The organism is Acidovorax sp. sic0104, from assembly GCF_019219095.1.
Taxonomy (GTDB): domain Bacteria; phylum Pseudomonadota; class Gammaproteobacteria; order Burkholderiales; family Burkholderiaceae_C; genus Acidovorax.
Map to the genome: position 1 here is coordinate 50,577 of NZ_JAHUWH010000011.1, position 24,950 is coordinate 75,526.

The 24,950-nt window shown below is 67.4% G+C and carries 26 protein-coding genes; 9 read left to right on the top strand and 17 right to left on the bottom strand.

Annotated elements, in window-relative coordinates:
• Positions 1-29: 29 nt before the first annotated feature.
• Positions 30-509: a universal stress protein gene (locus tag KW835_RS17725; protein WP_218384849.1), complete on the bottom strand. Its 480-nt coding sequence runs from the start codon at positions 507-509 to the stop codon at positions 30-32.
• A gap of 151 nt (positions 510-660) precedes the next feature.
• Here KW835_RS17725 and tgt point away from each other — a divergent pair, with 151 nt between their 5' ends.
• A complete protein-coding gene (gene tgt, locus KW835_RS17730) occupies positions 661-1,833 on the top strand; it encodes a tRNA guanosine(34) transglycosylase Tgt (RefSeq protein ID WP_218384851.1) in 1,173 nt (390 codons plus the stop codon).
• 27 nt (positions 1,834-1,860) lie between these two features.
• Positions 1,861-2,736: a YiiX/YebB-like N1pC/P60 family cysteine hydrolase gene (locus KW835_RS17735; protein WP_255593625.1), complete on the top strand. Its 876-nt coding sequence runs from the start codon at positions 1,861-1,863 to the stop codon at positions 2,734-2,736.
• 9 nt (positions 2,737-2,745) lie between these two features.
• Here KW835_RS17735 and KW835_RS17740 read toward each other — a convergent pair whose 3' ends face one another.
• Complete coding sequence (locus KW835_RS17740) at positions 2,746-3,204, bottom strand: hypothetical protein (protein WP_218384852.1); 459 nt, start codon at positions 3,202-3,204, stop codon at positions 2,746-2,748.
• A gap of 358 nt (positions 3,205-3,562) precedes the next feature.
• Here KW835_RS17740 and KW835_RS17745 point away from each other — a divergent pair, with 358 nt between their 5' ends.
• Entirely contained in the window at positions 3,563-4,030 is a 468-nt protein-coding gene (locus KW835_RS17745; RefSeq protein WP_255593626.1) for a hypothetical protein, read from the top strand.
• A gap of 286 nt (positions 4,031-4,316) precedes the next feature.
• Positions 4,317-5,693, top strand: a complete 1,377-nt coding sequence (locus tag KW835_RS17750) for a sensor domain-containing diguanylate cyclase (RefSeq protein ID WP_255593627.1) — start codon at positions 4,317-4,319, stop codon at positions 5,691-5,693.
• Between the two features lie 219 nt (positions 5,694-5,912).
• Here the strand turns inward: KW835_RS17750 and KW835_RS17755 are convergent, their stop codons facing one another.
• The 4 genes from KW835_RS17755 to KW835_RS17770 form a co-directional block, all read right to left on the bottom strand.
• Complete coding sequence (locus KW835_RS17755) at positions 5,913-6,965, bottom strand: serine endopeptidase (protein ID WP_218384855.1); 1,053 nt, start codon at positions 6,963-6,965, stop codon at positions 5,913-5,915.
• A gap of 92 nt (positions 6,966-7,057) precedes the next feature.
• Positions 7,058-7,924, bottom strand: coding sequence for a DUF2145 domain-containing protein (locus KW835_RS17760; RefSeq protein WP_218384856.1), 867 nt, complete (start codon positions 7,922-7,924; stop codon positions 7,058-7,060).
• Between the two features lie 13 nt (positions 7,925-7,937).
• A complete protein-coding gene (locus KW835_RS17765) occupies positions 7,938-8,399 on the bottom strand; it encodes a hypothetical protein (RefSeq protein WP_218384858.1) in 462 nt (153 codons plus the stop codon).
• Positions 8,400-8,503: 104 nt separating this feature from the next.
• Positions 8,504-8,998 (bottom strand): YiaA/YiaB family inner membrane protein, encoded by a 495-nt coding sequence (locus tag KW835_RS17770; protein WP_218384859.1) that lies wholly within the window; start codon positions 8,996-8,998, stop codon positions 8,504-8,506.
• A gap of 223 nt (positions 8,999-9,221) precedes the next feature.
• Between KW835_RS17770 and KW835_RS17775 the strand changes: the two genes are divergently transcribed.
• Together KW835_RS17775 and KW835_RS17780 are read left to right on the top strand one after the other, a co-directional pair.
• On the top strand, positions 9,222-10,421 hold the full coding sequence (locus KW835_RS17775; protein ID WP_218384861.1) for a trans-acting enoyl reductase family protein: 1,200 nt from the start codon (positions 9,222-9,224) through the stop codon (positions 10,419-10,421).
• 124 nt (positions 10,422-10,545) lie between these two features.
• Positions 10,546-11,463, top strand: a complete 918-nt coding sequence (locus KW835_RS17780; RefSeq protein WP_218384862.1) for an EamA family transporter — start codon at positions 10,546-10,548, stop codon at positions 11,461-11,463.
• Positions 11,464-11,584: 121 nt separating this feature from the next.
• On the opposite strand, the gene KW835_RS17785 is transcribed toward KW835_RS17780, so the two are convergent.
• A complete protein-coding gene (locus tag KW835_RS17785) occupies positions 11,585-12,103 on the bottom strand; it encodes an Lrp/AsnC family transcriptional regulator (RefSeq protein WP_218384864.1) in 519 nt (172 codons plus the stop codon).
• A gap of 161 nt (positions 12,104-12,264) precedes the next feature.
• Here KW835_RS17785 and KW835_RS17790 point away from each other — a divergent pair, with 161 nt between their 5' ends.
• Positions 12,265-13,281 (top strand): 1-aminocyclopropane-1-carboxylate deaminase, encoded by a 1,017-nt coding sequence (locus KW835_RS17790; RefSeq protein ID WP_116750176.1) that lies wholly within the window; start codon positions 12,265-12,267, stop codon positions 13,279-13,281.
• 271 nt (positions 13,282-13,552) lie between these two features.
• Complete coding sequence (locus KW835_RS17795; RefSeq protein WP_218384865.1) at positions 13,553-14,557, top strand: tripartite tricarboxylate transporter substrate binding protein; 1,005 nt, start codon at positions 13,553-13,555, stop codon at positions 14,555-14,557.
• 37 nt (positions 14,558-14,594) lie between these two features.
• On the opposite strand, the gene KW835_RS17800 is transcribed toward KW835_RS17795, so the two are convergent.
• Genes KW835_RS17800 through KW835_RS17845 form a run of 10 tightly spaced genes read right to left on the bottom strand, consistent with a single transcriptional unit; the run spans position 14,595 to position 23,980 of the window.
• On the bottom strand, positions 14,595-15,203 hold the full coding sequence (locus tag KW835_RS17800) for a glutathione S-transferase (protein WP_218384867.1): 609 nt from the start codon (positions 15,201-15,203) through the stop codon (positions 14,595-14,597).
• 14 nt (positions 15,204-15,217) lie between these two features.
• A complete protein-coding gene (locus KW835_RS17805) occupies positions 15,218-16,930 on the bottom strand; it encodes an FAD-dependent oxidoreductase (protein ID WP_218384869.1) in 1,713 nt (570 codons plus the stop codon).
• Entirely contained in the window at positions 16,927-17,667 is a 741-nt protein-coding gene (locus KW835_RS17810) for an SDR family NAD(P)-dependent oxidoreductase (RefSeq protein WP_218384871.1), read from the bottom strand. The genes KW835_RS17805 and KW835_RS17810 overlap by 4 nt, the downstream gene beginning before the upstream one ends.
• A gap of 20 nt (positions 17,668-17,687) precedes the next feature.
• Positions 17,688-18,440 (bottom strand): SDR family NAD(P)-dependent oxidoreductase, encoded by a 753-nt coding sequence (locus KW835_RS17815; protein ID WP_218384872.1) that lies wholly within the window; start codon positions 18,438-18,440, stop codon positions 17,688-17,690.
• Positions 18,441-18,470: 30 nt separating this feature from the next.
• The gene (locus KW835_RS17820) at positions 18,471-19,214 is read right to left on the bottom strand and encodes an ABC transporter ATP-binding protein (RefSeq protein WP_218384874.1); all 744 of its coding nucleotides are present in this window, start codon (positions 19,212-19,214) and stop codon (positions 18,471-18,473) included.
• Positions 19,207-19,971, bottom strand: coding sequence for an ABC transporter ATP-binding protein (locus KW835_RS17825; RefSeq protein WP_218384876.1), 765 nt, complete (start codon positions 19,969-19,971; stop codon positions 19,207-19,209). The genes KW835_RS17820 and KW835_RS17825 overlap by 8 nt, the downstream gene beginning before the upstream one ends.
• Positions 19,968-20,921 carry a branched-chain amino acid ABC transporter permease gene (locus KW835_RS17830; protein ID WP_255593628.1) on the bottom strand — a complete coding sequence of 318 codons (954 nt, stop codon included), beginning with the start codon at positions 20,919-20,921 and terminating at the stop codon, positions 19,968-19,970. Before KW835_RS17830 ends, KW835_RS17825 begins: the two co-directional genes overlap by 4 nt.
• On the bottom strand, positions 20,918-21,820 hold the full coding sequence (locus tag KW835_RS17835) for a branched-chain amino acid ABC transporter permease (RefSeq protein WP_218384878.1): 903 nt from the start codon (positions 21,818-21,820) through the stop codon (positions 20,918-20,920). Before KW835_RS17835 ends, KW835_RS17830 begins: the two co-directional genes overlap by 4 nt.
• Positions 21,821-21,880: 60 nt before the next feature.
• Positions 21,881-23,089, bottom strand: a complete 1,209-nt coding sequence (locus KW835_RS17840; protein ID WP_218384880.1) for an ABC transporter substrate-binding protein — start codon at positions 23,087-23,089, stop codon at positions 21,881-21,883.
• Between the two features lie 45 nt (positions 23,090-23,134).
• Positions 23,135-23,980, bottom strand: coding sequence for an SDR family NAD(P)-dependent oxidoreductase (locus tag KW835_RS17845; protein ID WP_218384881.1), 846 nt, complete (start codon positions 23,978-23,980; stop codon positions 23,135-23,137).
• A 158-nt stretch (positions 23,981-24,138) separates the two neighbouring features.
• Between KW835_RS17845 and KW835_RS17850 the strand changes: the two genes are divergently transcribed.
• On the top strand, positions 24,139-24,861 hold the full coding sequence (locus tag KW835_RS17850; protein WP_218384883.1) for a GntR family transcriptional regulator: 723 nt from the start codon (positions 24,139-24,141) through the stop codon (positions 24,859-24,861).
• Positions 24,862-24,950 lie beyond the last annotated feature (89 nt).

Here is a 24,950-nt window from a genome sequence, read left to right on the forward strand (position 1 = left end):
CAGGCGCTACCGCCCGGCCTGCAATGCCATTAAGCCTCGGCGTCCTCGACCAAGTCGCCGCCCACCGTCTCGATCATCTCGGCGTGCTTGACGATGGTCACCGGCACGGGGCTCGCGTGCGCCACCTCCTGCGACACCGACCCCAGCAGCGCGGTGGTGATCGCGCCCTGCCCCTTGGCGCCGATGACGACCATGTCGCAGCCCGAGCGCTCGATCATGTCCACCAGTGTGTGGGCCACGTCGCCCACGCCGATATCGGTTTCATACGGTACGCCCGCCGCATCGAGCAGTGCACGCGCCGAGGCCATGAGGTGCTCGCCTGCCTCCAGGCTCGCGGCGGCGATGAGGTCGGGGTCGCGGGTGGTCACCAGTTCATACAGCGTGGCGGGCTCCTGCACATTGGCCAGCACTACGCTCGCCTTCAGCCCCTGCCCCACCAGCGCCAGCGCGTGGTGAACACCGTCCAGGGAGAGTTCCGAGCCGTCCACGGCGATCAGGATCTTGAGCATGGGGGGTCTCCTTCTTGGAACATGTTGACGATCTCGCAGAGGTTGTCCGCAGCTTGCGCATTCAGTGTAGCCACGCGCTGCATCGCTGCCAGCCCTTGTCCCTGCATGCCGGTGGGAGAGCGGTGGACCGTCTGGGACAATACGGCCCATCATGCTGCAGTTTGACCTCCTCACCACCGACCCCTCCAGCCACGCACGCCGCGGCACGCTCACGCTCAACCACGGCGTGGTGCAGACCCCCATCTTCATGCCCGTGGGCACCTATGGCACCGTCAAGGGCGTGATGCCGCGCAGCCTGCACGACATGGGCGCGCAGATCATCCTCGGCAACACCTTCCATTTGTGGATGCGCCCCGGCCTGGATGTCATGCAGAGCTTCGGCGGGCTGCACGGCTTCGAAAAATGGGACAAGCCCATCCTCACCGACTCGGGCGGCTTCCAGGTCTGGAGCCTGGGCGCGATGCGCAAGATCACCGAAGAGGGCGTGACCTTTGCCAGCCCCGTGAACGGCGACAAGCTCTTCATGTCGCCCGAGGTGAGCATGCAGATCCAGACCACGCTCAACAGCGACATCGTGATGCAGCTCGACGAGTGCACCCCTTACGAGACCAAAGGGCACCTCACCACCGAGGCCGAGGCCCGCAAGAGCATGGAGATGAGCCTGCGCTGGGCGAAACGCAGCCAGGACGAGTTCCACCGCCTCGCCAACCCCAACGCGCTCTTCGGCATCGTGCAGGGCGGCATGTACAAGAACCTGCGCCAGGAGTCGCTCGAGCGCCTGGTGGAGATGGACTTCCCCGGCTACGCCGTGGGCGGCGTGAGCGTGGGCGAACCCAAGGACGAGATGCTCGACATCATGGCCCACACGCCGCACCGCCTGCCCGCGAACAAGCCCCGCTACCTGATGGGCGTGGGCACACCCGAAGACCTGGTGCAGGGCGTGGCCGAAGGCGTGGACATGTTCGACTGCGTGATGCCCACGCGCAATGCGCGCAACGGCACCATCTTCACCCGGTACGGCGACCTCAAGATCCGCAACGCCCGCCACAAGGCCGACCACCAGCCGCTCGATACCAGCTGTACCTGCTATGCCTGCGCGGGCACATCGGGCGTGTCATGGGACCAGGGCGGGCGCGAGGGCTTCAGCCGCGCGTACCTGCACCACCTGGACCGCTGCGGCGAAATGCTCGGCCCCATGCTCACCACCGTTCACAACCTGCACTACTACCTGAACCTCATGCGCGAGGTACGCGAGTCGCTGGATGCGGGGGCATTCGCGCAGTTCCGTGCACGGTTCAAGACCGAACGGGCGCGGGGCGTCTGACGGCCTCCGAACCCCTGTCATCCGCCCATGGCAACGCTTCATCCGATGGCCGCGCTCTCGCGCCTGGTGCGCAGCAGCAACAGTAGCGGCAGCAGTCACAGGCCCCGCCGCACAGGGCCTGCGGTGCTGTGCGCGCTCATCGCAGCGGCGGCGTCCACCAGCGGTTGCGCCACGCGCATCGGCCGCGACACAGACAACGGCCTGCCCACCCTGCAGGTGCAAAGCAGCAGTCTGCTCACACCGGCCAATGGGGGCCAGTCCATCGGCAGCCAGGACTTGCGCCCCGGGGACATCATCCTGTCGGCCACCCACGGCATCAACTCGCTGGGCATCCGCGCCATCACGCTGTCTCCGGTGAGCCATGCAGCGCTCTACCTGGGCGATGACAGGATCATCGAGGCGGTGGGCTCGGGCGTGCGCACCCGCAGCACGGCGGAATTCGTGGCCGATGAGGCCACCATCGTCGCCTTTCGCCACCCGGGCATGACCGACGATCACGCCGTGGCCATGCGCGCCTTCGCACAGGCGCAGGACGGCAAGAAGTACAACACCGCCGGCATCGTGCTGCAGGCGCCGTTCACGCTGCAGCGCAAATACTGCGAGCTGCCGCTGGTGCCCGGCAGCGTGCGCGATGCCTGCATCCGCGGCATCGCAGCCATCCAGCTCGGCGCCGCGCGCAACGACCGGTTCTTCTGCTCCCAGCTGGTGCTGGAAACCTACCGCGCGGCCGACCTGCCGCTCACCGATGCGTCGGCACTGCTGATCAGCCCTGCCGACCTGCTGCACATGCGCGAAGGCGATGTGCCGTCGGTGCAGATCAAGCAGGCACTGCAGTACGTGGGGCACCTCAAGGGCGGCCACGTGTCCACCGATGTAGCGGCCACCGGCCAGCCCGCCCCCTGACGGACCGCGTCAGCCGCCCACGTGCATCGTGAACACCGCGCCGCTGGACAGGCGGCACGAGCCGGTGCCCATCGATGGCGAGTTCATCGAATACTGGCAGCTCAGATAGCCGCCGCGGGTGCCTGCGCCGCTGGCCAGTCCCTCGCGCGACGAGCCCGCCTTGCGCGTCGCTTCGCCTGCAAAGCTCTCGCCCTGGATCGTGGCCTGGAACGTGCCTCGGCCATGCAGATCGTTGGTCACCACCGCATACACGACCCCCAGCGCGCTCGCCTGGTCATTGGCCGGGTACAGGCGGGCTGAGAGGGTGACCGGCGCTGGCGCCACAGGCGAAGCGGCCGCCGGCGCATGCACCACGACGGGCGCGGGCTGGATGGGCGCCACATAACATCCGCTAAGAGCTGCAGCAGCAGACGCAAACACTCCCGCCACAATGCGGCGGCGGATCGATGACGAAGACAGCAAACCCATAGGGTTCCTTGGGGCCCAAGCACATGCTTGTGGCGCCAATGGTTCGGGCAGCGCATCCGGCATCCTGCGGATATCTGCACCGGTGGCGTTTCAAGAAGCCTCGGGTATCGCTGACGGATACTCCATGCGACCCGAGCACGGCGCGCCCGTATGGGCATGTTCCGTGGCCCAAATCGCCGAAGGTGCAGATGGCTTGCCCTGTCGCGCCCGGCGGTATGCTGCAAGCCGGTGGGGGCATGGCCCTGCAACCGTTGCGCAATCACTATTAATTCGATAGCTGCTTTCGCTGACCCAGCAAGCACTGGAGGGCCAGATCATTCATAACCTGCTGCATCAGCTGTTGCGCTGGCCGGGGCGCATGCTCGCCGGACTCGGGAGCGGCCTGCTGGCGCTGGTCATCCTGTTCGAGGAATGGGGCTGGGTGCCGCTGCAGCAGCTGCTGGCCCGCATCGGCCGCTGGCCAGGGCTGCGCTGGATAGAGGGCTGGGTGCGCTCGCTGCCGCCCTGGGGGGCGGTGGCGCTGTTCGCGCTGCCCACCGCTTTGCTGCTGCCCGTGAAGCTGCTCGCACTGTGGGCCATGGGACGCGGGCACGTCGTGCTGGGCATGCTGGTGATCGCGCTGGCCAAGGTGGTGGGCACGGCCGTGGTGGCACGGCTGTTCACGCTGACCCAGCCCGCGCTGATGCAACTGCGCTGGTTCGCCTGGGCGTACACGCACTGGATGGGCTTGAAGCACCGCATACTGGAACGCGCCCGCGCGTCCTGGGCCTGGCGGGTAGCGCGTGTGCTGCGGCGCCAATGGTCGCAGCGCTGGAGCCGGCGTTGATGCCACGCGCCAGCACCATTGCATCTGAAGGATCAGCCTCGGCCTTGACCCGGCCCCCTACCGCGCTCACCGGGTGCCGGCAACCCCCATTTCTGATTGCTACATATTGTTGGTAAACGTCAACAAAAGTATCTGAATGGAGGCGTGCGTCACGGCGCGCAGAGCCTGTGCACGGACAATCGAGCAGACACCCTTGTCCTGCCGCGCCCCGAATCCTGCACGCATGATCCGCACCCTTGCACCTACCCGGCCCCTGTCGCCGGCGCTAGTCTGGTCTGGCTTGGGGATGCTGGTTTTCACGGCCTGCCTGGTGGGTATCTTTGCGCGGCCCATCGGCTTTCTGTCGGCGTTCTGGCCGGCCAATGCACTGGTGCTGGGCCTTCTGGTGCGCTACCCCACCCTGGCACGCCCCCCGGCATGGATTGCTGCGGGGCTGGGCTACGTGGCGGCCGACCTGGTCACCGGCAGCCACTGGGGCATGGCGCTGTGGCTCAACGCGGCCAACCTGCTGGGTGCCACCGTGGGCTGGCTGGTGCTGCGCCGCCTGGACGAGAGCATCCTGCGCCTGCGGCGCACGGTATCGGCGCTGTACCTGCTGCTGGCGGCACTGGCAGCGAGCGCGGTGGGCGCACTGGCGGGCTGTGGCGCCGCGCCGGTGTACTTCAATGCGCCGTGGTCCGACCTGCTGTCGCTGTGGTTCAGCACCGAGCTCATGAACTACATGCTCATCGTGCCCGTGGTGCTGGCCCTGCCGCGTGCTGACGACCCGCCATCCGGCCACCCCAGTGCGCAGGGCGCGTCGCTGTTGTGGCGCGCGGCGCCCCTGGGCTCTCTGCTGCTGGCAGAAGGTGTGCGCACCTTCGTCGGCGGGCCCGGGATGCTGGCATTCGTCGTGCCCGGGCTGCTGTGGTGCGCGCTCAGCTACAGCACCTTCACCGCCTGCCTGCTGTCGCTGGTGGTGTGCCTGTGGACCATGGCCGGAGTGGCCACCGGGGTGCTCAACTTCACGCCCGCGCATGCCGGCGACGTGTTCTCGCTGCGCGTGGGCGTCACACTGCTGGCCCTGGGGCCGCTGGCCGTGGCCTGCGCCAGCGCCGCGCGCGCCGAAGCCTTGCGCCGGCTGGCCCACGCCAAGCGCCACGACGACCTGACCGGCGTGCTCGCGCGCCGAGCGCTACTCAAACAAGGCGAGAGGGTGCTGGCCCAGCACCAGCGCGGGTGCGCCGGTGCAGCGGTGATGGTCGTGGACGTGGACCATTTCAAGCAGGTCAACGACCGCCACGGGCACCGCGCAGGGGACCGACTTCTCATCGGCATTGCACAGACCATCGCCGGCACCTTGCGCGGCGAGGACCTGCTGGGGCGCATGGGCGGCGAAGAGTTTGCGGTGGTTCTGCCCGGCGTCTCGCCGGCCGAGGCCCACGCCATGGCCGAGCACCTGCGCAAGGCCGTTGAGCAGCAGGCCTTCAGCGTCGGCGACGATGGCCCGCGCGGCCCCCACGGAAACACGCCTGGCGGGCCGCAGAACGCCACTGTGAGCATCGGGCTCGTGCACAGCGCCACGCTCGGCGGCGACGCGGACATGGAAGTGATGCTGCTGGCGGCCGACACCGCCCTGTACCGGGCCAAGGCCGAGGGGCGCAACCGGGTGGTGGTGGGGTAGGGACGACTCCCCTTGAGCCGCTGCGCGGCTTCCCCCCAGGTGGACGCAACCCGTGACCCGCCAGAGCCGGTTCCTCGGGTGCGCTGGCTTGCGGCGTGCTTGTTCTCAGGTACTGGGGAATGAAGCCCCTTCGGGGCAGCCCCGGCTTTGTTAAGCATCGCTATTCCAACGACCAGCTCCTTGGGGTCGAAGCTGCCGTCGCCGCCACCACCGCAGCGCTTACTCCTGCGCCAGCTTCACCCCGGCCCCCGTGCCGCACGCATGGCAGAACCTGGCGAAGGCGCTCTTGCGCGTGGTGCAGGCGCCGCAGTGGTCGAACAGGCCGATGCCGCAGTGCGGACAGAAATCGATCTTTTCGTTCTTCAGATCCACCGGCCGCTCGCAGCCGGGGCACACGTTCTTGGCCAGGCGGGCCAGAGCGACGTCGTAGCTCAGCTCCTTGCGGCGCTCCTGGTCGGGCAGGGCCTCGGCTAGCTTCTGGCGCTCCAGGTAGCGGTTGAGCGCGAGGATGGCGTAGCGCCCCACCAGCGCCGTGACGCCAATGCCCACCACGTAGCGCACATAACCGCCGTAACTCGGCAGGTAGGGCACCAGCTCCACAAAAAACGCGAACAGCGCGAAGAAGATGAAGCCCCACACGAACGGCCAGTACGTGCCCTTGCGCTTCTTGGCGAACAGCCAGCCCGCGATGGCCAGCAGGGGCAGCGTGAGCGCCAGGCGGTACAGGAACACGCGCAGCTCGACCTTTCGGCGCTCGGCCTCGAGCTTTACATAGCCCTCGGCCTCCATCGCGCTCAGGCGCTCCTGTGTGGCGGCAGCGGCCTGGCGGGCGTCGAGAGCCGCCTGCTGTTGCTGCTCGACCGCCTGCTGCGTCTTGCGCTCGGCGAGCTTGAGCTCGTCAAGCGCCAGTGTGCGGGCCAGCACCTCGGGGTCCTGCTCGGCGCGCTGGGTGACGCTGCGCGCTGCCAGCCAGTTGTTGAAGGTCTCGCGCGCGCCCTGGGTCTCGCTGCGGGCCTTGCTGCGCTGCAGCTGGGCCTGCTCCAGCGCGGTCTGTGCCTCCTGCTCGGCCTGGCGGGCCGCCTTGACCTGGGCGCGCAACGCCTCGGCGGCAGCGCGGTCCAGGAAATCGTCCACGCGCAGCGGCGTCTCGACCTTGGGCAGGTCGCCCACGATGGTGCCGCCCAGCCCGATCAGGAAACTGGCGAAAACCACCGCCACCAGCCACAGGCCGCGGCGAAACCACTTCTCGGACAGGCGCAGGGATTTGCTCATGCTCGTCTTCTCCTCATGGTCTTTTGAAGCGCAATGCTTCATTTTCGATAGCACCTACCGCTTGTCAATCAAGCGGTAGCGGCACTTTTCATTCAATTTTTGATGATCACGGGCGCCGATGCCAGCTGCGCGCGCTGCAGCCACGCCAGCACCGAATCGACCGTGACGGTCTCGATGCGGTCCGAGAAGCGCTTGTCGTTCGGGTGATCATCGAACGCGATGTTGGCCGAGCCCACGCGCCCGCCCATCCGGGTCAGCGGCCCCAGCTTGAGCGTGGTGGGCTCGTACCCCTTGAACTGCAGCCAGGCCTGCGCCTGCTCGCGCGTACGCACAGTGGCGGGTTCCATGGCCACGGCCAGGGTCTCCAGCGCCCACTGGTTGGACTGCTGGTACTTGCGGCCCCACACGTAGCTGACCATGCTGTAGGGCGGATGCTGCAGCACCTTGGTGCGGGCCGTGTCCTGCAGCACGGCAAGCAGGCGCTGCTGCACCTCGGGCGTGGGCACGGCGTAGACGGCCTCGTAGCGCCACAGGTCGTCCAGAAAGAACTCGCCCAGTCCCTGGCGGTACAGGTAGCCCACGGCCGTGCCGCATTCGTTGAGCTTGTGGGCCACGCGCCAGGGGCCCTCGGGCGTCTTGTAGGCCCAGCCCAGGTGCGAATAGCGCAGGCCGTACTTGGAGAGGTCCTGCCCGGCCCTGCCGAGCACCACCACCTGGGCACCGGACTTGGCATGCTCGGCATCCAGCGCGGCCGAAGTCTGCTGCGCCAGTTGCATCCCGCGCTCGATCACCTTGGCCGGCACGGGTTTGGCGGCCTCGCACGAGCGGCCCGCACGGGCCTGCGGCGCCGCCAGCAGGCCAGCGCCTGCGACCAGCGCCACGCCCAGCATGGCGGGGTTGAAGAAGGCGCGCACGCGGGCGTGCGCCGGAGTCGTCATCGTCATCTGCAGCACAGCCATCGCGGAGCCCTCCTTACAGGCGCTCGTTGTGCAGCAGCGCACGGCCGATGGCGTTGGGCACAAAGGCGATCGCCTCGCCCGCCACCGACAGCACCACGCCCGTACCGATCACGCTGCAGGTCACCACCGTGCCCACGGCATGGGCAGAGGCACCCACGCTCCGGCCCGCCACTTCGACGCTGACCTGCGCGCCATCGGACGCGCGCTCCAGCAGGTACACCGTGCCGGTGGCCGATGCCTCCACCGTCTTCACGGTCAGCGCCGCGCCCGCCACCGAAAGCGCAGCAGGCACCGCCACCACAGCACCTGCTGCGGCGGACGCGACGGACGCCGTGCCCACCACCGAGGCGATGGGCAGCAGCGACAGCGCTGCCGAAGCTTCGCTCTGGGCCCGTGCGGGCGTGGTAGCCAGGGTGCACAGCAGGCCGGCGGCCAGCGCCAAGGCCAGGATCTTCGAGACTTGGTTTTTCTTCATGGTTTCACTCCTCAGAGAAGGTGCTGCACGGGTTGTCTGCAACACCGGATTTTTCAGGGCAACCTCCGAGCATCCGCCATGGCTTCATGGCGGGCGCCGGAAACTCAGCTGGCGTTGTTACCAGACGTAGCAGGATGTGCTGCGGCCGCTTCGCGGCGGCCCTGCAGGCGCGCTTCGAGCAGGTCCGCCTCATGGCGGTCGCGCAGCATCTTGGCCAGCGTGAAGGCGGTGGTGATCAGGTACAGCCAGCTCACGCCCAGGAAGGCCTTGTAGGTCACGTTGATCTCCATGCCGAACAGGCCCCATCCGGTGAGGCCCATGGCCACCACGAAGCCGCCCCAGACCACCAGCTTCCACATCGGTGTGTCGCCAGCGCCACGGCGAGTGGCGCTCTCGTTGTCCCGCACGAACTTGGCCAGCACGAAGGCGGCCGAGAGGCAGAACACATAGCCCATCACCATGAACGCCTGCTCGAGCTGCTCGCCCGGCAGCCAGGCCAGCCCCACGGCGCACAGGAACACGGCGATACCGAACGAGACCCACACCTGGAGCTGCCATGCACGGGTGTCACGCTGGATGAGGGTGGAAGAGGACGACATACAGGGGGTGGCCAGACAAGGCCGTGGTTGAACACGGAGCGGATAGTGCTGCCCCGACCCGCCGCCCGCCCCCACCAGTTGCGCCAGTGGCAGTTGCACGGCTCCCGGGTATCGTCTGGCGATACTTTTATCACCCCAAACGCGGAACCTGGGCGACATGACAACACCTGCTTGTCTTTGACAATCGCAGCCATTGATTGCAAAGCCTGCACGGAGACCCCCCATGACCACCGCCAAACCCTTTGACATCGTCGTCCACGGCGCCACCGGCTTCACGGGCCGCCTGGTCGTTGAATACCTGCTGCAGCGCTACCCCGCCGGCAGCGGCCTGCGCTGGGCCATGGGCGGGCGCAGCGCCGACAAGCTGGCCGCCGTGCGGGACGAAGTCGGCGCGCCCGCCGACACCCCACTCATCGTGACCGACAGCACCGACCCGGCCAGCCTGCAGGCCCTGATGGCCCAGACCCGCCTGGTGCTCACCACCGTGGGCCCGTACCAGCTCTACGGCAACGAACTCGTGGCCGCATGCGCCGCCGCCGGCGTGGACTACGTGGACCTGTGCGGCGAGCCCGCCTGGATGCGCCACATGATCGACGCGCACGAAGCCACAGCCAAGGCCAGCGGCGCGCGCATCGTGTTCTCGTGCGGGTTCGACTCCATCCCGTTCGATCTGGGCGTGTTCCTGCTGCAAAAGGAATTCCGCCACCGCTTCGGCCACCCTGCGCCGCGCGTGCGCGGCCGGGTGCGCAAGATGAAAGGAACGTTCTCGGGCGGCACCGCGGCCAGCCTGAAGGCCACCATGGCCGCAGCCGCCACCAACCCCGCCGTGCTGGACCTGCTCAAGAACCCGTTCTCGCTCACGCCCGGCTTCGAAGGCCCGCGCCAGCCCACCGGCCACAAGCCCATGGTGGACGAGGCCCTGGCAGGCCCGGGCGGCGAAGGTGTCTGGGTTGCGCCATTCGTCATGGCCGCCATCAACACGCGCAACGTGCACCGGTCCAACTTTCTGCTGCAGCACGCCTACGGCGCCGACTTCGTCTACGACGAGATGCTGATCACCGGCACCGGCGAGAAAGGCGAGGCCATCGCCAACGCCGTGGCAGGCGACAAGTCGCTCGGCTCCGACAAGGGCCCCAAGCCTGGCGAAGGCCCCTCGCGCGAAGAGCGCGACGCCGGCTTCTACGACGTGCTCTTTCTCGGCACCGACGCGGACGGCCACAGCCTGCGCGTGGGCGTGAAGGGAGACCGCGACCCGGGCTACGGCTCTACCTCCAAGATGATCGCCGAGGCAGCCGTGTGCCTGCTGCTGGAGGCCACGGACACCCCCGGAGGCATCTGGACCACGGCGCCCGCCATGGGCGACAAGCTGATCACGCGGCTACAGGCGAACGCAGGGCTGAGTTTCGCGGTCGAGGCCGGCTGATCGCGCCCCTCGGACACGTGCAGGGCGTGTCCGTTTCTGACCGAAACCCGGCCGGCCACGCACGGCGCGCGCCCTGAGGCTGTCAGACAATCAGGGCCCCTGTTGTTGCCGCTGCCCACCTGCCATGAACACCTCCTTGCGCCCCCGCGACCTCTGCCTGGCATTGCTCGTCATCCTGGTCTGGGGCCTGAACTTCGCCGTCATCAAGGTGGGCGTAACCGACATTCCGCCCATGCTCCTGGGCGCGCTGCGCTACCTGCTGGCGGCATTCCCGGCGCTGCTGTTCGTGCGGCCGCCCAAGGTTCCACTGCGCCTGTATCTGCTGTACGGAATGACGATGGCCGTGGGCCAGTTCGCGCTGCTGTTCACCGCCATCCACATCGGCATGCCCTCGGGCCTGGCGTCGCTGGTGCTGCAGGCACAGTCGTTCTTCACACTGCTGCTGGCCGCGTGGTGGCTGCGCGAGCCGTGGCATGGCAACCAGGTGGCGGGCCTGGCGCTGGCGGCGGTAGGGCTGGTGCTGATCGGCAGCGCGCACGGCGCGTCCATGCCGCTGGCAGGGTTTGCGCTCACCGTGGCCGCAGCCGCGATGTGGGGCTGCGGCAATATCGTGACGCGCGCCGTGGGCCGCCACGGGCCGATGAACCAGTTCGCCTTCATCGTGTGGTCCAGCCTGGTCGCACCGCTGCCCTTCGTGGCACTGTCGCTGTGGGTGGACGGGCCCGGCGCGGTGCTGTCGGCGGTGCAGCACCTGTCGTTGAAGTCGATGGCCGCCGTCGCGTACATCGCATGGATCTCCACGCTGCTGGGCTTCGGGCTGTGGACGTACCTCATGTCGCGCTACCCCGTGAACCGCGTGGCGCCGTTCACACTGCTCGTGCCCGTGGTGGGCCTGACCACCGGCTGGCTGGTGTTTGGCGAGGCGCTGCAGGCGGTGCACTTTGCGGGGGCCGGGCTGCTGATGGCGGGGCTCGCGGTGAATGTGTTTGGAGGGGCTGTGTGGGAGAGGCTCAAGGGCCGGGGGCGGGCGCAAGCACGCTGACAAACTCTGCAACCGTTCGGGCTGAGCCTGTCGAAGCACCCGCAAGGCTTCGACAGGCTCAGCCCGAACGGTTGGTGTGGCCGCCGCATGAGAACTCTCGCAAGCCGTGAACGCAGGCGAATCACACCGCCAACGGCAACTCCGTGGTCGACAGCACATTGCGCAGCACCATGAACGAGCGCACCTGGCGCACGCCCGGCAAGTACAGCAACTGCTCGGCGTGCAGGCGGTTGAAGCTGTCGTTGTCGCGCGTGCGCACCAGCATGAAGTAGTCGAACTCGCCGGTGACCACATGGCATTCCATGCAGCCGGACACCTTGGCCGCGGCCTTCTCGAACGCCGCGAACGAGTCGGGCGTGGAGCGGTCCAGCACCACGCCGATCATCACCAGCATGCCCGCACCCACCGCGCGCGGGCTGAGCAGCGCCACGACCTTGTCGATCAGCCCCAGGCGCTTGAGCCTCTCCACGCGCCGCAGACAGGCGGGCGGGCTCAGGTGCACCTTCTCTGCCAGTGCCACGTTCGACAGCGAGGCGTCGCGCTGCAGCAGCCGCAGGATGGCCTTGTCGGTGCGATCCAGGGTCTCCATCGTTTCCGCTGTGGCATCCACATTCTTTGCACGAACTTTTGTTGCGCTCATTTGCTCATCACCGAAATTTGTATCACTCATTATTCATTGATCAGCATCAAAACGCCAACTTTCACGCAGAGTTCACAACCACGTTAAGTGCTTGTTTTCCTACGATGGATGCACGGCAGACGCCCCGGTCTGCGCTCCCATCACCGCTTGAGGAAACCGCCATGAACCTGCAGAAATTCGCCCGCCACCCGCTGACCTTCGGGCCCTCGCCCATCACCGCGCTGCCGCGCCTGTCGGCCCACCTGGGCGGCAAGGTGCACCTGTATGCCAAGCGCGAGGACTGCAACTCGGGCCTGGCCTTTGGCGGCAACAAGACACGCAAGCTTGAATACCTGATCCCCGAGGCGATTGCCGGCGGCTACGACACGCTGGTCTCCATCGGCGGCATCCAGTCCAACCAGACGCGCCAGGTGGCTGCCGTGGCCGCGCACCTGGGCATGAAGTGCGTGCTGGTGCAGGAGAACTGGGTCAACTACTCCGACGCGGTGTACGACCGCGTGGGCAACATCGAGATGAGCCGCATCATGGGCGCCGACGTGCGCCTGGACGCTGCGGGCTTCGACATCGGCATCCGCCCCAGCTGGGAGCAGGCCATGGAGGACGTGAAGAAGGCCGGCGGCAAGCCCTTCCCCATCCCGGCCGGCTGCTCCGAGCACCCCTACGGCGGCCTGGGCTTCGTGGGCTTTGCCGAGGAAGTGCGCCAGCAAGAGAAAGAGCTGGGCTTCCAGTTCGACTACATCGTCGTGTGCTCGGTCACGGGCAGCACGCAGGCTGGCATGGTGGTGGGCTTTGCGGCCGACGGCCGGGCGCGCAAGGTGATCGGCATCGACGCATCGGCCAAGCCCGAAAAGACCCATGCCCAGGTGCTGCGCATCGCGCAGAACACGGCCAAGCTGGTGGAACTGGGCCAGGAGATCACGGCCGAGGATGTGATCCTGGACACCCGCTACGGCGGCCCCGAATACGGCCTGCCCAACGAGGGCACGCTCGAAGCCATCCGCCTGTGCGCACGCCAGGAAGGCATGCTCACCGACCCGGTGTACGAAGGCAAGTCCATGCACGGCATGATCGACATGGTGCGCAAGGGCGAATTCCCCGAAGGCTCCCGTGTCCTGTACGCGCACCTGGGAGGGGTGCCGGCGCTCAACGCCTACAGCTTTCTTTTTCGCAACGGCTGACGCGCCCAGCGAGGAGACGGAGCAGCAACGCCTGTGCCGGCTGGCCGGGCTGTCGATGATCTGAGCGTCTCTCATTCCCCTTGACCCGCGCGTGCCGCCGGGTCGCCCCGCCATGGCCCGGAAGCTCCCGGCCGTGGCGGCCTTGCAGAGTTCCGTGGTAGCGACAGGCCTCCCGAGGCCAGGGCGAGACGAAGACTGGCACGCCCTGGCCCCTTCCTGTCCGCAGGCAGCAACGGCTGGCTGGCCCAGCCCTCACCCGAAGGATCGCCGAATGAAGCACTTGCCTCTGTCACGACGCACGAGCGTCGCCATGTCCATCGCTGCCATCGCAGCCGCTGCCGCAGGCGTGGGCTTCGCGCCGCTGGCCCATGCCGACAGCTACCCCGCCAGGCCCGTCCAGCTCATCGTGCCCTTCCCGCCCGGCGGCGCGGTGGACATCGTCGGCCGGCTGATCAGCAAGAAGCTGGGCGAACGCCTGGGCCAGGCGGTGGTGATCGAGAACAAGGCGGGCGCGGGCACCATCGTCGGCGCTTCCTTCGTGGCCAACGCACCAGCGGACGGCTACACGCTGCTGATCAGCTCGGGCTCCACCTTCACCGTCAACCCGGCACTCAACAACAAGCTGCCCTACGACCCGGTCAAGAGCTTCGAGCCGGTAGGCATGGTGGCGCGCGTGCCGCTGATCCTGCTGGCCCACCGCGATGTGCCGGTAGGGAACCTCAAGCAGCTGATCGCGGCGGTGAACCGAGCTCCGGACAAGTTCTCGTACGGCTCGTTCGGCGCTGGCACCACCGGCCACTTCGCGGCCGAGCTGATGTGGTCGGCCACCGGCATCAAGCTGATGCACGTGCCCTACCGGGGCAGCGCACCGGCCATGAGCGATCTGATCGGCGGGCAGATCCCGTTCACCATCGATACGGTGGCCGCCGCGCTGCCGCAGCTCAAGGGCGGCAAGATCAAGCCCATTGTGGTCACCGGCGCCGCGCGGGCCACGCAGTTGCCCGATGTGCCCACAGTGGCCGAAAACGGCTTTGCAGGCTTTGCCGCCGATTCGTGGCTGGCGGTGGTGGCCCCCCGCGGCCTGCCCGCCGATGCCAAGGCCAAGCTCGGCAAGGCACTGTCCGAAACCATGGCCGATGCCGAGATACGCAGCAAGCTCATCGCCAGCGGCCTGGAGCAGGCCTACGCTCCGGGCGATGCGGTACAGGCGCAGATCGAGGACGAACTGCCGCGCATGCGGGCCATTGCGCAGCGCGCAAACATCCGGGCGGAATAAGCCTGCCTGCCGCTGCGCGGCAACCACCAATTCCGGATCAAAGCGCCCAGCTCGCCTGCAGCGATGGCCGCTGGGAGAACGCTTCGTACCAGGCCGCCACGGCCGGGTGCCGGGCGCGCCAGCCGAAGTCCGCAAAGCGCAGGTCCAGGTACCAGAGGGCGCACGCCACCGTCAGCGTGCCGATGTCCACACGCTGCGGCGCGATGAGCTGCGGATGGTCCGACAGGTGCGCCAGCGACGTCTCGGCCTTGTCCAGTTGCGCGGTGCGCCACTCGGGCCAGCGCAGCGGCTCGGGCCGCGCCACATCTTCGTAACGGGCGATCAGGGCACCGTCGAGGATCCCGTCGCCCAGCGCCTGGAGCGTGAGCGCGTCCCAGCGCGCATCGCCGCTGCGGGGGTGCAGCGAGCCATTGCCCAGCACATCGAGGTACTCGCAGATGACGCGGCTGTCGAAAAGCACGGCGCCCTCATCGGTGATGAAGGTCGGCACCTTGCCCAGCGGGTTCCTGGCGATGATGTCCCGGTCGCGCTGCACCGGATTGGCGTTGGACGGCAGCAGCTGCACGCGGTCGCTGAGGCCCAGCTCGTGCGCCGTCACCAGGCACTTGCGCACGTAGGGGGAGAACGGAGAGAAGTAGATCTGCATGGAAGTTCACCGGTTCATGGATGGGAAGGCGCAGCCTGCGCAAGCTGTCGGCCGGCGATCCACCCGAAGGTCAGAGCCGGCCCCAGGGTGATGCCGGGCGCGGGGTACTCGCCCCCCATCACCGAATGCATGTCGTTGCCCGCCACGTACAGGCCCTCAATGGGTTGGCCGGCCGCATCGAGCGCCTGGGCATCCTCGTTGCAGGCAATGCCCACGGCAGTGCCGATGTCGCCAGCGAACACCTTCACGGCATAGAACGGTCCCTGGCCCAGCGCACCGATGCAGGGGTTGGGCTGGTGCGCCGCATCCCCGAGGTAGCGGTTGTACTCGGTGCTGCCCTTGCCGAAGTCGTCATCGCGCCCCTGCTCGGCCTGCGCGTTGAAGCGCGCGGCGGTGGCCGCAAGCGCGGCGCCGCCGATGCCCAGGGCATCGCCCAGCGCCTGGAGCGTCGGGGCCTTCACCAGGTAGCCCGCCTTGACGAGGTGATCGCGCGGGCGTCCGCCAGGCAGCGCCAGACCCATGCCCCACTGCTCCATGAAGTCACTGTCGCACACCAGGTAAGCCGGCAGGGTGGGCACTGTCTCGTGCGAGCGGTACATCGCCCGCACGAACTCGTGGTAAGACGTCGACTCGTTGACGAAGCGCTGGCCTGCACCGTTCACGGCCATGAGGCCGGGCTTGGCACGGTCCCAGACCAGGTGCGGATAGCGCACGACCGAGCCATCGGGCCGCTGCAGGATGGAGACCGGCGCCCAGAACGCCGGGTTGGTATGGCCCTGCCCCAGCACCGCGCCGGCTTGGCGCGCCAGCGCGATGCCCTCGCCCCGGTTGCCCTGCGGCGACATGGACCAGGGCCCCGTCGGCGCGGGGTAGTGCGCACTGCGCAGTTCTTCGCCCCAGGGGAATCCGCCCGTGGCCACCACCACGCCGCGGCGTGCCCGCACCTGCACCGGCTTGCCCGCGCGCACCAGTGAGACGCCCACCACCGCGCCATGGGACACGTCCAGCTTCTGCACCGCTGTGTCCAGCCAGTAGTCGATGCCACGGTCGATCACGCTCTTGAAAAGCCGGGCCGCCAGCGCATTGCCCAGCACCAGGCGCGTGCCACGGTGGTAGCCGCGCAGCCGGTCGGAAAAATAGCGCAGTACGAGCTTCATGCCTTCGCGCCAGGACGTGAACGAGCGCGTGACCGCCAGCAGGTGCTTGGCATCGGTCATGGTCACCATCATCCCGCCCAGCACCATGAATTCGGGCAGGGGATCGCGCAGTTCCTTGAAATGCGCGCCCAGTTCACGCCCGTCGAACATCGCCGGGTCGAGCGAGCGGCCGCCGAAGGCCGCGCCCTCGCGGTCGGGGTAGTAGTCGGGCGAGTAGCTGCGCGCGACCAGCCGCACCGCGGTGTGCTTCTCCAGGTAGTCGACCATGCCGGCGCCGTGGCGCACGAAGGCCTGCTGCATCCCTGCCGGCGCGGCATCGCCCACCGTGTTGCGCAGATAGGTCCAGACCTTCTCGAAGCTGTCGGGGTGGCCCACCTGCGCCGACTGTGCATTGAGCGGCGCCCACACGGCCCCGCCGGAGATGGCGGTGGAGCCGCCCACGCGGTCGGTCTTCTCCACCAGCAGCACGCTGCAGCCTTCGATCTTCGCGGTCAGCGCGGCGGCCATGCCACCCGCGCCCGCACCGATGACGACGACGTCGTACTCGGCGTCCCAATGCGGCGCCGTCATGCGCCCGACCCGCCCAGCGACTTGCCGCCATCGACGAACAGCACCTGCCCGGTGATGAAGCCCGTCTGCGGCGACACGAGGAAGGCCACCGCCTGGGCGATGTCTTGCGGACTGCCGGCCTTGCCCGTGGGCTGCAGCGCGAGCTGCGCCGCCAGCCGCTCGGGCGTGAGCGCGCGCAGGATGGGCGTGTCGATCAGCCCCGGCGCGATCGCGTTGACCAGGATGCCGCGCGGCGCCAGTTCCATGGCACTGGCGCGCGTGTAGCCCACCACGGCCGCCTTGGAGGCCACGTAGTGCGGGTGGTTCTTCGCCCCCAGGTACGCGCGCGAAGCGATGTTCACGATGCGGCCGCCCTCGGGCATGGTCTTGGCTACTTCCTGTGTGAGCGTGGCCACGGCGATGAGGTTGACCTCGTAGGCACGGCGGAAGTCGTCGTTGCTCACCTCCAGGAACTTGCGCTCGTCGAAGATGCCGGCGTTGTTGACCAGAGCGCGCACCGGGGGCAGGGACTGCACCAGGCCACGCACGGCCGCTTCGTCCGTCAGGTCGAGCACGCGGCACTGCACATCCAGGCCCAGGCCCTTCAAACGGCCGGTCTCGCGCTGCGCCAGGGCTTCATCGCGGTCCACCATCACCACGGCGTAGCCGTCGCGGGCCAGGCGTTCGACGGTGGCCAGGCCCATTCCACCGGCCCCGCCGGTGACCAGGGCAATCGGTTTGCTGTTGTTGTCGTCCATGTTTTTTCCGAAGATTCCGATCAAGCCGAGAGAAAGCCGCCATCGACCGGCAGCACCACACCGTTCACGTAGCTGGCCATGGGGGAGCACAGGAAGACGACGGGACCGACGATCTCCTGGACCTCGCCGCCGCGCGCAGCAGGCACGCGCTTCATGTACCAGTCCGTGCCGCCGGGCACCGCCAGCTGGGGAGCCACCATCTCGGTCAGCATCAGCCCGGGCGCCACCGCGTTGGCACGCACCCCAAAAGGCGCCAGGTCGCGGGCCAATACCTGCGTCAGCGAGCGCACGGCGCCCTTGGACGCGACGTACCCTGCCGAGGAGATGCCGCTCACGAAGGCGACGATGGACGACAGGTTCACGATGCAGCCCCGGGTCTCCTTGAGCGCAGGCACGAAGGCGTGGGTGACGTTGAACAGGCCCTGCAGGTTGACGTCGATCAGGCGGTCCCATACCTCGGGCGCCTGCGGATCATCGATGCACGCGCGGCCGGAGATGCCCGCGTTGTTGATCAGCACGTCGATGGGGCCGAGCCGCGCGCGCAGGTCTGCCGCGCAGGCCTGGACCGCCGCCCTGTCGCACACATCGATCGCCACGCCGAAGGCCTCGCCCCCGGCATCGCGGATGCGCTGGGCCGTGGCCTCGGCCTTGCCTGCATCGATGTCGGCGCAAACCACCCGCGCCCCCTCGTTCGCAAAGCCCAGCGCAATGGCAGAACCCAGTCCGCCGCCCGCGCCGGTCACCAGCGCGAGCTTGCCTTTCAACAAGTCCATCCGATTACTCCTCAAATTGAAGGGCGCCGTTCAGACGCCGAGGTAGGCCCGGCGCACGGCCGGATCGTCCATGAGCTGGGCTGCAGCACCTTGCAGCGTGATCTCACCGTTTTCGAGGATGTAGGCATGGCTGGCGACCGTGAGCGCCAGGCGCACGTCCTGCTCCACCAGCAGGATGGTCAGGCCCTGCTCCCGGTTGAGCCGCAGGATCGCCTCGAAGATCTGTTCCACGAGCAGCGGCGACAGCCCCATCGAAGGCTCGTCGAACATGATGAGCCGTGGGCGCGACATCAGCGCCCGGCCGATGGCCAGCATCTGCTGTTCGCCGCCCGACAAGGTGGCGGCGCGCTGCTCCGAGCGCTCCTTGAGCCGCGGGAACATCGCGTAGACCTTGTCCAGGTCTTCGGCAATCGCGGCGCGGTCGCGGCGCAGGAAGGCGCCCAGCTCCAGGTTCTCGCGCACGCTCATTTCCTTGAACACCTCGCGGCCCTCGGGCACCTGCACGAGTCCCTTGCGCACGATGTCGTCGGAGGGCTGCCGGTGGATGGCTTCGCCTGCAAAGAGGACCTCCCCCGCGGTGGGCTCGATCAGATGCGAGATGGCGTTGAGCGTGCTGCTCTTGCCGGCGCCATTGCTGCCCAGCAGGGCCACGATGGAGCCTTGCGGTACGGACAGGCTCACGCCAGACAACGCCTGGATGGCGCCGTAGGAAGCGCTGATGCCGCGAACTTCGAGCAGCGCGCCCTGAGTTGCTGGCTGCAGGGAGTCAGGCATGGGCGGCTCCCTTGCCGAGGTAGGCTTCGATCACGGTGGGGTTCTCGCTGATTTCCTTGGGGGTGCCCTCGGCGATCTTCTGGCCGAAGGACATGACGGTGATGCGGTCGGAGATCGACATCACCAGCTGCATCACGTGTTCGACCAGAAGCACGGTGATGCCGTCCTTCTCGGCCAGCTGCGTGAGCAGGCGGTCCAGGTTCTCGATGTCCCGGTTGCGCAGGCCGGCCGCCGGTTCGTCGAGCAGCAGCAGGCGCGGCTTGAGCGCCAGGGCGCGCGCGATCTCCAGCAGCTTCTGGTGGCCAAAGTCGAGCTCCTTGGCGCGGGTGTTGCGGTCGTGGGTCAGGCCCACACGCTCGATGAGGCTGTCCACCAGATCGCGGATCTCGCCGCCGGGACGGCGCAGCAGGCGGCCAAGAGTGTTGGCGCTGTGCGAATGGCAGCCCAGCAAAACGTTCTCGTACACGCTGAGGTCGCCGAACAGCTCCAGGTTCTGGAAAGTGCGGGCGATGCCCATGCCTGCCATGCGCGAAGGTGCATGGTGCGTCACGTCCTCGCCATCCACAACGATGCGGCCCTCGGTGGGCTGGTAGTAACGCGAGATGCAGTTGAAGGTGGTGGACTTGCCCGCCCCGTTGGGACCGATCAGTGCATGGATGGAGCCACGCGCCACGTCGAAGGAGAGGTTGTTCACGGCCACCAGGCCGCCAAAGCGCACGGTGATGCCCGACACTTCGAGGAAGGGGCGCGTGCTCATGCCTGCACCCCATTGCCTGGCTTGCGGGCGACCCGGCGGTTGCGGTCTGCGAACAAACCCTTGGGCATGAACATCATGAACCCCATGAGGATCACGCCATAGATGATTTCCTGCACCGACATCAGCTGGCGCAGCAGCTCGGAGATCAGGCCAAACGCGATGGCACCGGCCACCGCCCCGCGCACCGAGCCCATGCCGCCCACGACGACCATGGTGAGTACCAGGATGGTGGTCTGAAAGCCCAGGCTTTCCGGGTGGATGAAGGAGGTGAACAGCGTGTACATGCCGCCAGCGATGCCGGCAAACGCCGCCGAGATGGCGAAGGCACTCTGCTTCATGGCCTTGACGTTGATGCCCATGGCCATCGCGGCCACATCGCTCTCGCGCACGGCCCGCAGCGATGACCCGTACTGCGAGCGCGCCAGCGCCACGGTCAGCCACAGCATCAGGCCGGTCAAGACCACCACGAATGGGTAGGCCTGCAGGTCGTTGGTCAGGCGGTAGCCGAACAGGTCGGCCGGGTCCATCTTCATGCCGTTGGAGCCGCCTGTGACTTTCTCCCAGCTCAGGAAGACCCATTGCATCGCCTCGCCAAAGGCAAAGGTCGCCAGGGCCAGGTAGATGTCGCGCATGCGCAGCGCCAGGTAGCCGATGAGGTAGCCCAGCACGGCCGACAGGGCGCCGCCAGCCAGGATGGACAGCACGAAAGGCGGATGCCAGGCCGTGTTGATGATGCCGGCCGTATAGATGCCGATGCCGAAGAAGGCGGCGTGCGCCAGCGCGAACTGGCCCGACTCGCCGATCACGACGTGCATGCCCAGGGCCAGCACCACGAAGACCATCAGCAGGTTGACCACGTACAGGACATAGCCCGACACGGCGAAGGGGAGGATCAACAGAACCAGGGCGGCAGCGAGCAATGCCCAGTGATCGCGGGTCATGGTTTTCATACTTTCTTGACTTGGGGCTTGCCACCCAGGATGCCCTGCGGACGCAGGATCAGCGTGACCAGGATGGCCAGGAAGGGAGCGACCACGATGGCATTGGTGGAAATGAAAAGGCCCACCAGGTTCTCGACGATGCCGATGATGAGACCGCCCAGCACGGCACCCGGCAGGCTGGTGAAACCGCCCACGATGGCTGCCGCATAGGCCAGGATGGCGATGTGCGCGATGTCCGGCGTGATCAGTATCTTGGGCGTGATGAGCAGTGCCGCCAGCGCGGACAGCAGGCCCGCCATGGCCCACACCAGCATGCGGATGCGCGACAGGCGGATGCCGACGATCTGCGCCGCGCGGGGGTTCATGCCCACGGCCCGCATCGCCTTGCCGATGCGCGTGTGGTTGAACATCAGGTAGATCAGCACCATCGCGATGAGGGATGCGACAAAGATCGCCACGTCAAGCCGCGTAAGGAAGGCATCGCCGATGATCACCGGGTCGTTGGAGACGAGGGACGGCAGCGAACGCGGCGTGTCGCCCAGCCCGGTCTGGCGCACCAGGCCCTTGAGCATGTAGGCCAGGCCGAGCGTGGCGATCACCAACTGCGGCCCCACCCCCTTGGAGCGGGTCACGCGCTCCATCACCACGCGCTGAAAGAGCGCGGCGCCCACCGCCACGGCGACCACCGTGACAGGGATGACCACGGCGTAGGACCAGCCCGCGATCAGCAACAGGGACAGCGCCACATAGCCGCCGATCATGAAGATCTCGCCCTGGGCGAAGTTCGGCACGTCGGTGGTCTTGAAGATCGCGACGATGGCGATGGCCAGCAGCGCATAGACGCTGCCCGTCACCAGGCCGGACAGGACGCCCTGCTGCAGGAACAGCCAAATCTCACTGAAACTCATGTCAATGGAGGGGCGGCGCGCACGCGAGTTGCGTACCGACCCCTTCTCCTGGTTGGTTGCTTACTTGGGCTGGTAGGTCCACAGGCTGCGGTAAGCGCCGGGGACTGCGGTCATGTTGGTGCCATCGAACTTGAGGTAGATGGCCGACTTCTGGCCTGCATGGTCGGTGGGGGTCAGCTCGATCGGGCCAGCCATCACGTTCGACTCGAACTTGGTCTGAGACAGCGCCGTGAGGAACTTCTCCCGCGTGAGCTGGGGCCCTGCTGCCTTGAGTGCATTGACCACCGTCATCGCCGAGGGGATGCCGTAGGGCATGTAGGTCTGGGGATAGCCTGGCTTGGCGGCCAGCTCGGGGTAGTAAGCCTTGTACATGTCGTAGACCCACTTGAGCTTGGGGCCGCCGGCCACGTCCGCCATCACTTCCTGCAGATAGACGTTCTTGAACGCTTCCTTGCTGCCCACGTTCTCGACCAGCTGCTTGAGATCGGCCGTGCCATTCACGGCAATCACGATGGGCTTGGTCCAGCCCAGCTCCTGCGCCTTCTTCACCAGCAGGCTGACGGGGCGTGCGTAGGTGGTGATCAGCAGCACGTCGGGGTTGGACGCGCGGATCTTGAGCATCGGCGCGGTCACATCGGTCAGGTTGGGCGCGACCGACTGGACCTGCAGGTCCACGCCGAGCTTCTTGGCCTGGAACTCGGCGGCCTCAAGGTTCCAGCCGCCGTAGGCGTCATCGTGGTTGATGTAGCCGATCTTCTTGCCCTTGAGGTGCTCCGCGGCGAACTGCACCATCGAGCCGCCCACAGCGCGCTGCGAGATGGAGAACGCGCCGTAGATGTACTTGGAGGGGGGGTACAGGGCTCCGTCGCCCGATGCGTTGAGCATCACCAGGGGAATCTGCGAGCGCTCCACGTATTCGCGTGCGCCTACCACTGCGGCAGAGCAGGAACCGCCGTTGAGGGCGAACACCTTGTCCTGCTCGGTGAGCTTCTTCACGGCCGCCAACAGGTCGTTGGCATTGCAGCGGTCGTCCTCGACCACCAGCTCGATCTTGCGCCCGTGGATGCCGCCTTCCTTGTTGACCTTGTCGTAGTACATCTTGGCCGCGTTCATCACGTCGAAGCCGTAGGCCATGGAGTTGCCCGACAGCGGCCCGAACAGGCCCAGCTTGATGGTCTTGTCGGTCAGGCCCGGATCGGTCTGCGCCTGGGCACAGAGGGTGGAAAGCGCGGCCACGCAGGCCACGAGCAAGGACTTGGCTGGTTTCACGAGAGTCTCCTTTTTATGGTGGTGAGGTGAGGGGTGCGAACGGCGTCAGGCGGTCGGCTGGGCTGCCGTGTCCTTCTTCTCGAATCCGGGGCGGGGAATCATCCCCAGCCAGGCCTGCGTCAGGCCGCCGTCGATGAGGAGCTCCTGGCCGCTGATGTAGCTCGCCCGGTCGCTGGAGAGGAAGAGCACGGCGCCGGCGATGTCCGACGGCGTGCTGATGCGCCCGGCCGGCACGATCTGTTCGCGCCGCTGGCGCACGGCGGGGTCCTGGTAGATGCCCTCGCTCATGGGCGTGCGGATCATCGCGGGGCTGACCACGTTGCTGCGCACCCCGTGCTCGCCCAGTTCGACGGCCAGCAGTTGCGACAGCATCTTCACGCCCGCTTTGCTCACGCTGTAGGAGCCGCTGTAGGGCTGCGGAATGCTGGCGGAAATGGAGGCGATGTGGACCATCGCGCCACCACCGTGGGCGATCATCTGCCGCCCGAAGGCCTGGGCGCACAGCAGGTAGCCCGTCAGGTTGACCGACAGCAGCTGGTTCCACTTGTCGATGGCGATGTCCATCAGCGCATCGGCATACAGGGCTGCGGCATTGTTGACCAGCAGCTCCGCAGCCCCCCAGGTCTTTTCCACCTGGTCCGCCGCAGCCTGCACGCTGAGGGGGTCGGTCACGTCGCAGCGGATCGCCAGCACCCGGCCCGCATGTTCCGGCAGCCCGGTGGCAAGCTCCTCCAGGCGCTGCGCGTCGCTGTCAAGCAGCGCGACGCGCGCCCCTGCGTCCAGCAGTTGCGCGGCGATTTCGAAGCCGATGCCGCCACCGGCGCCCGTCACCACACAGATGCGATCCGCCAGTCCCAACCAGCCATCGTCGCCACTTCCAAGCCTTGCCATGTTCACGCCTGCCCCTTGATTGATCACTGTCACGCAGAATGCGCGACGGGGGCAATTATGTATACATGATCACCATGCAATCTCAGGGATAACCCCTAAAACGGCAATTTTCAGCTTCACATGTATACTTGACAAAAACTTCCACCGGAGCGGCAGGGATGAGAACTTTGGCCCAGGACGTGACCGAGACGCTGCGCAACTGGATCCTCAACGGGGAGATACGGCCCGATGAGCGGCTGGAGGAAATCCCGCTGGCCGAGAAGCTGGGCGTCTCGCGCACCCCTGTGCGCGCGGCCCTGAGCACCCTGGCCGGCGAGGGTCTGGTCGACCACCAGCCCAAGCGCGGCTACCTGGTGCGTGGATTCAAGATGGAGGAGATCGTCGCGGCGTACGAGGTGCGCGCCGTCCTGGAGGGCCTGGCCTGCCGCAACGCAGCCATGCGCGGACTCACGCCCGAGCAGGAACAGCGGCTGCGCGACGCGCTGGCGGATGGCGACCGCATCCTGTCGCGTGGCGAGCTGCGCCCCGAGGACCACGAGCCCTACCAGCAGATGAACGTGACAATCCACGACACGCTGCTGGAGGCTTCGGGCAACCCCTGGGTCACGCGCTTCGCGGAGCAGGCGCAGAACATTCCCTTCGCCTCGGACCGCATCATCCTGTGGGACGACCATCCCATCATCCTGCGCTCGCACGGCGACCACCACCGCATCGTCGAAGCCGTTATCGCGCGGGACTGCGTGCGCGCCGAGCAGTTGATGCGCGAGCACGTCTACTACGCAGGGCTGATCCTGCGCCGCAACTACGAAAAGCTGCTCTCGGCCGGGGACGAGGCACCGGGCGCCAAACCACCAGCCCGCCGGGGTGCGCCCAAGGGCTGACCCGGTCGGCCGGGCCAGGCCGCCGGCAAGCGGCCGCCCTGGCCATGTATCCATGCGCCCGGAAATGCGGCTCAGCAGGGGGGCGGGAC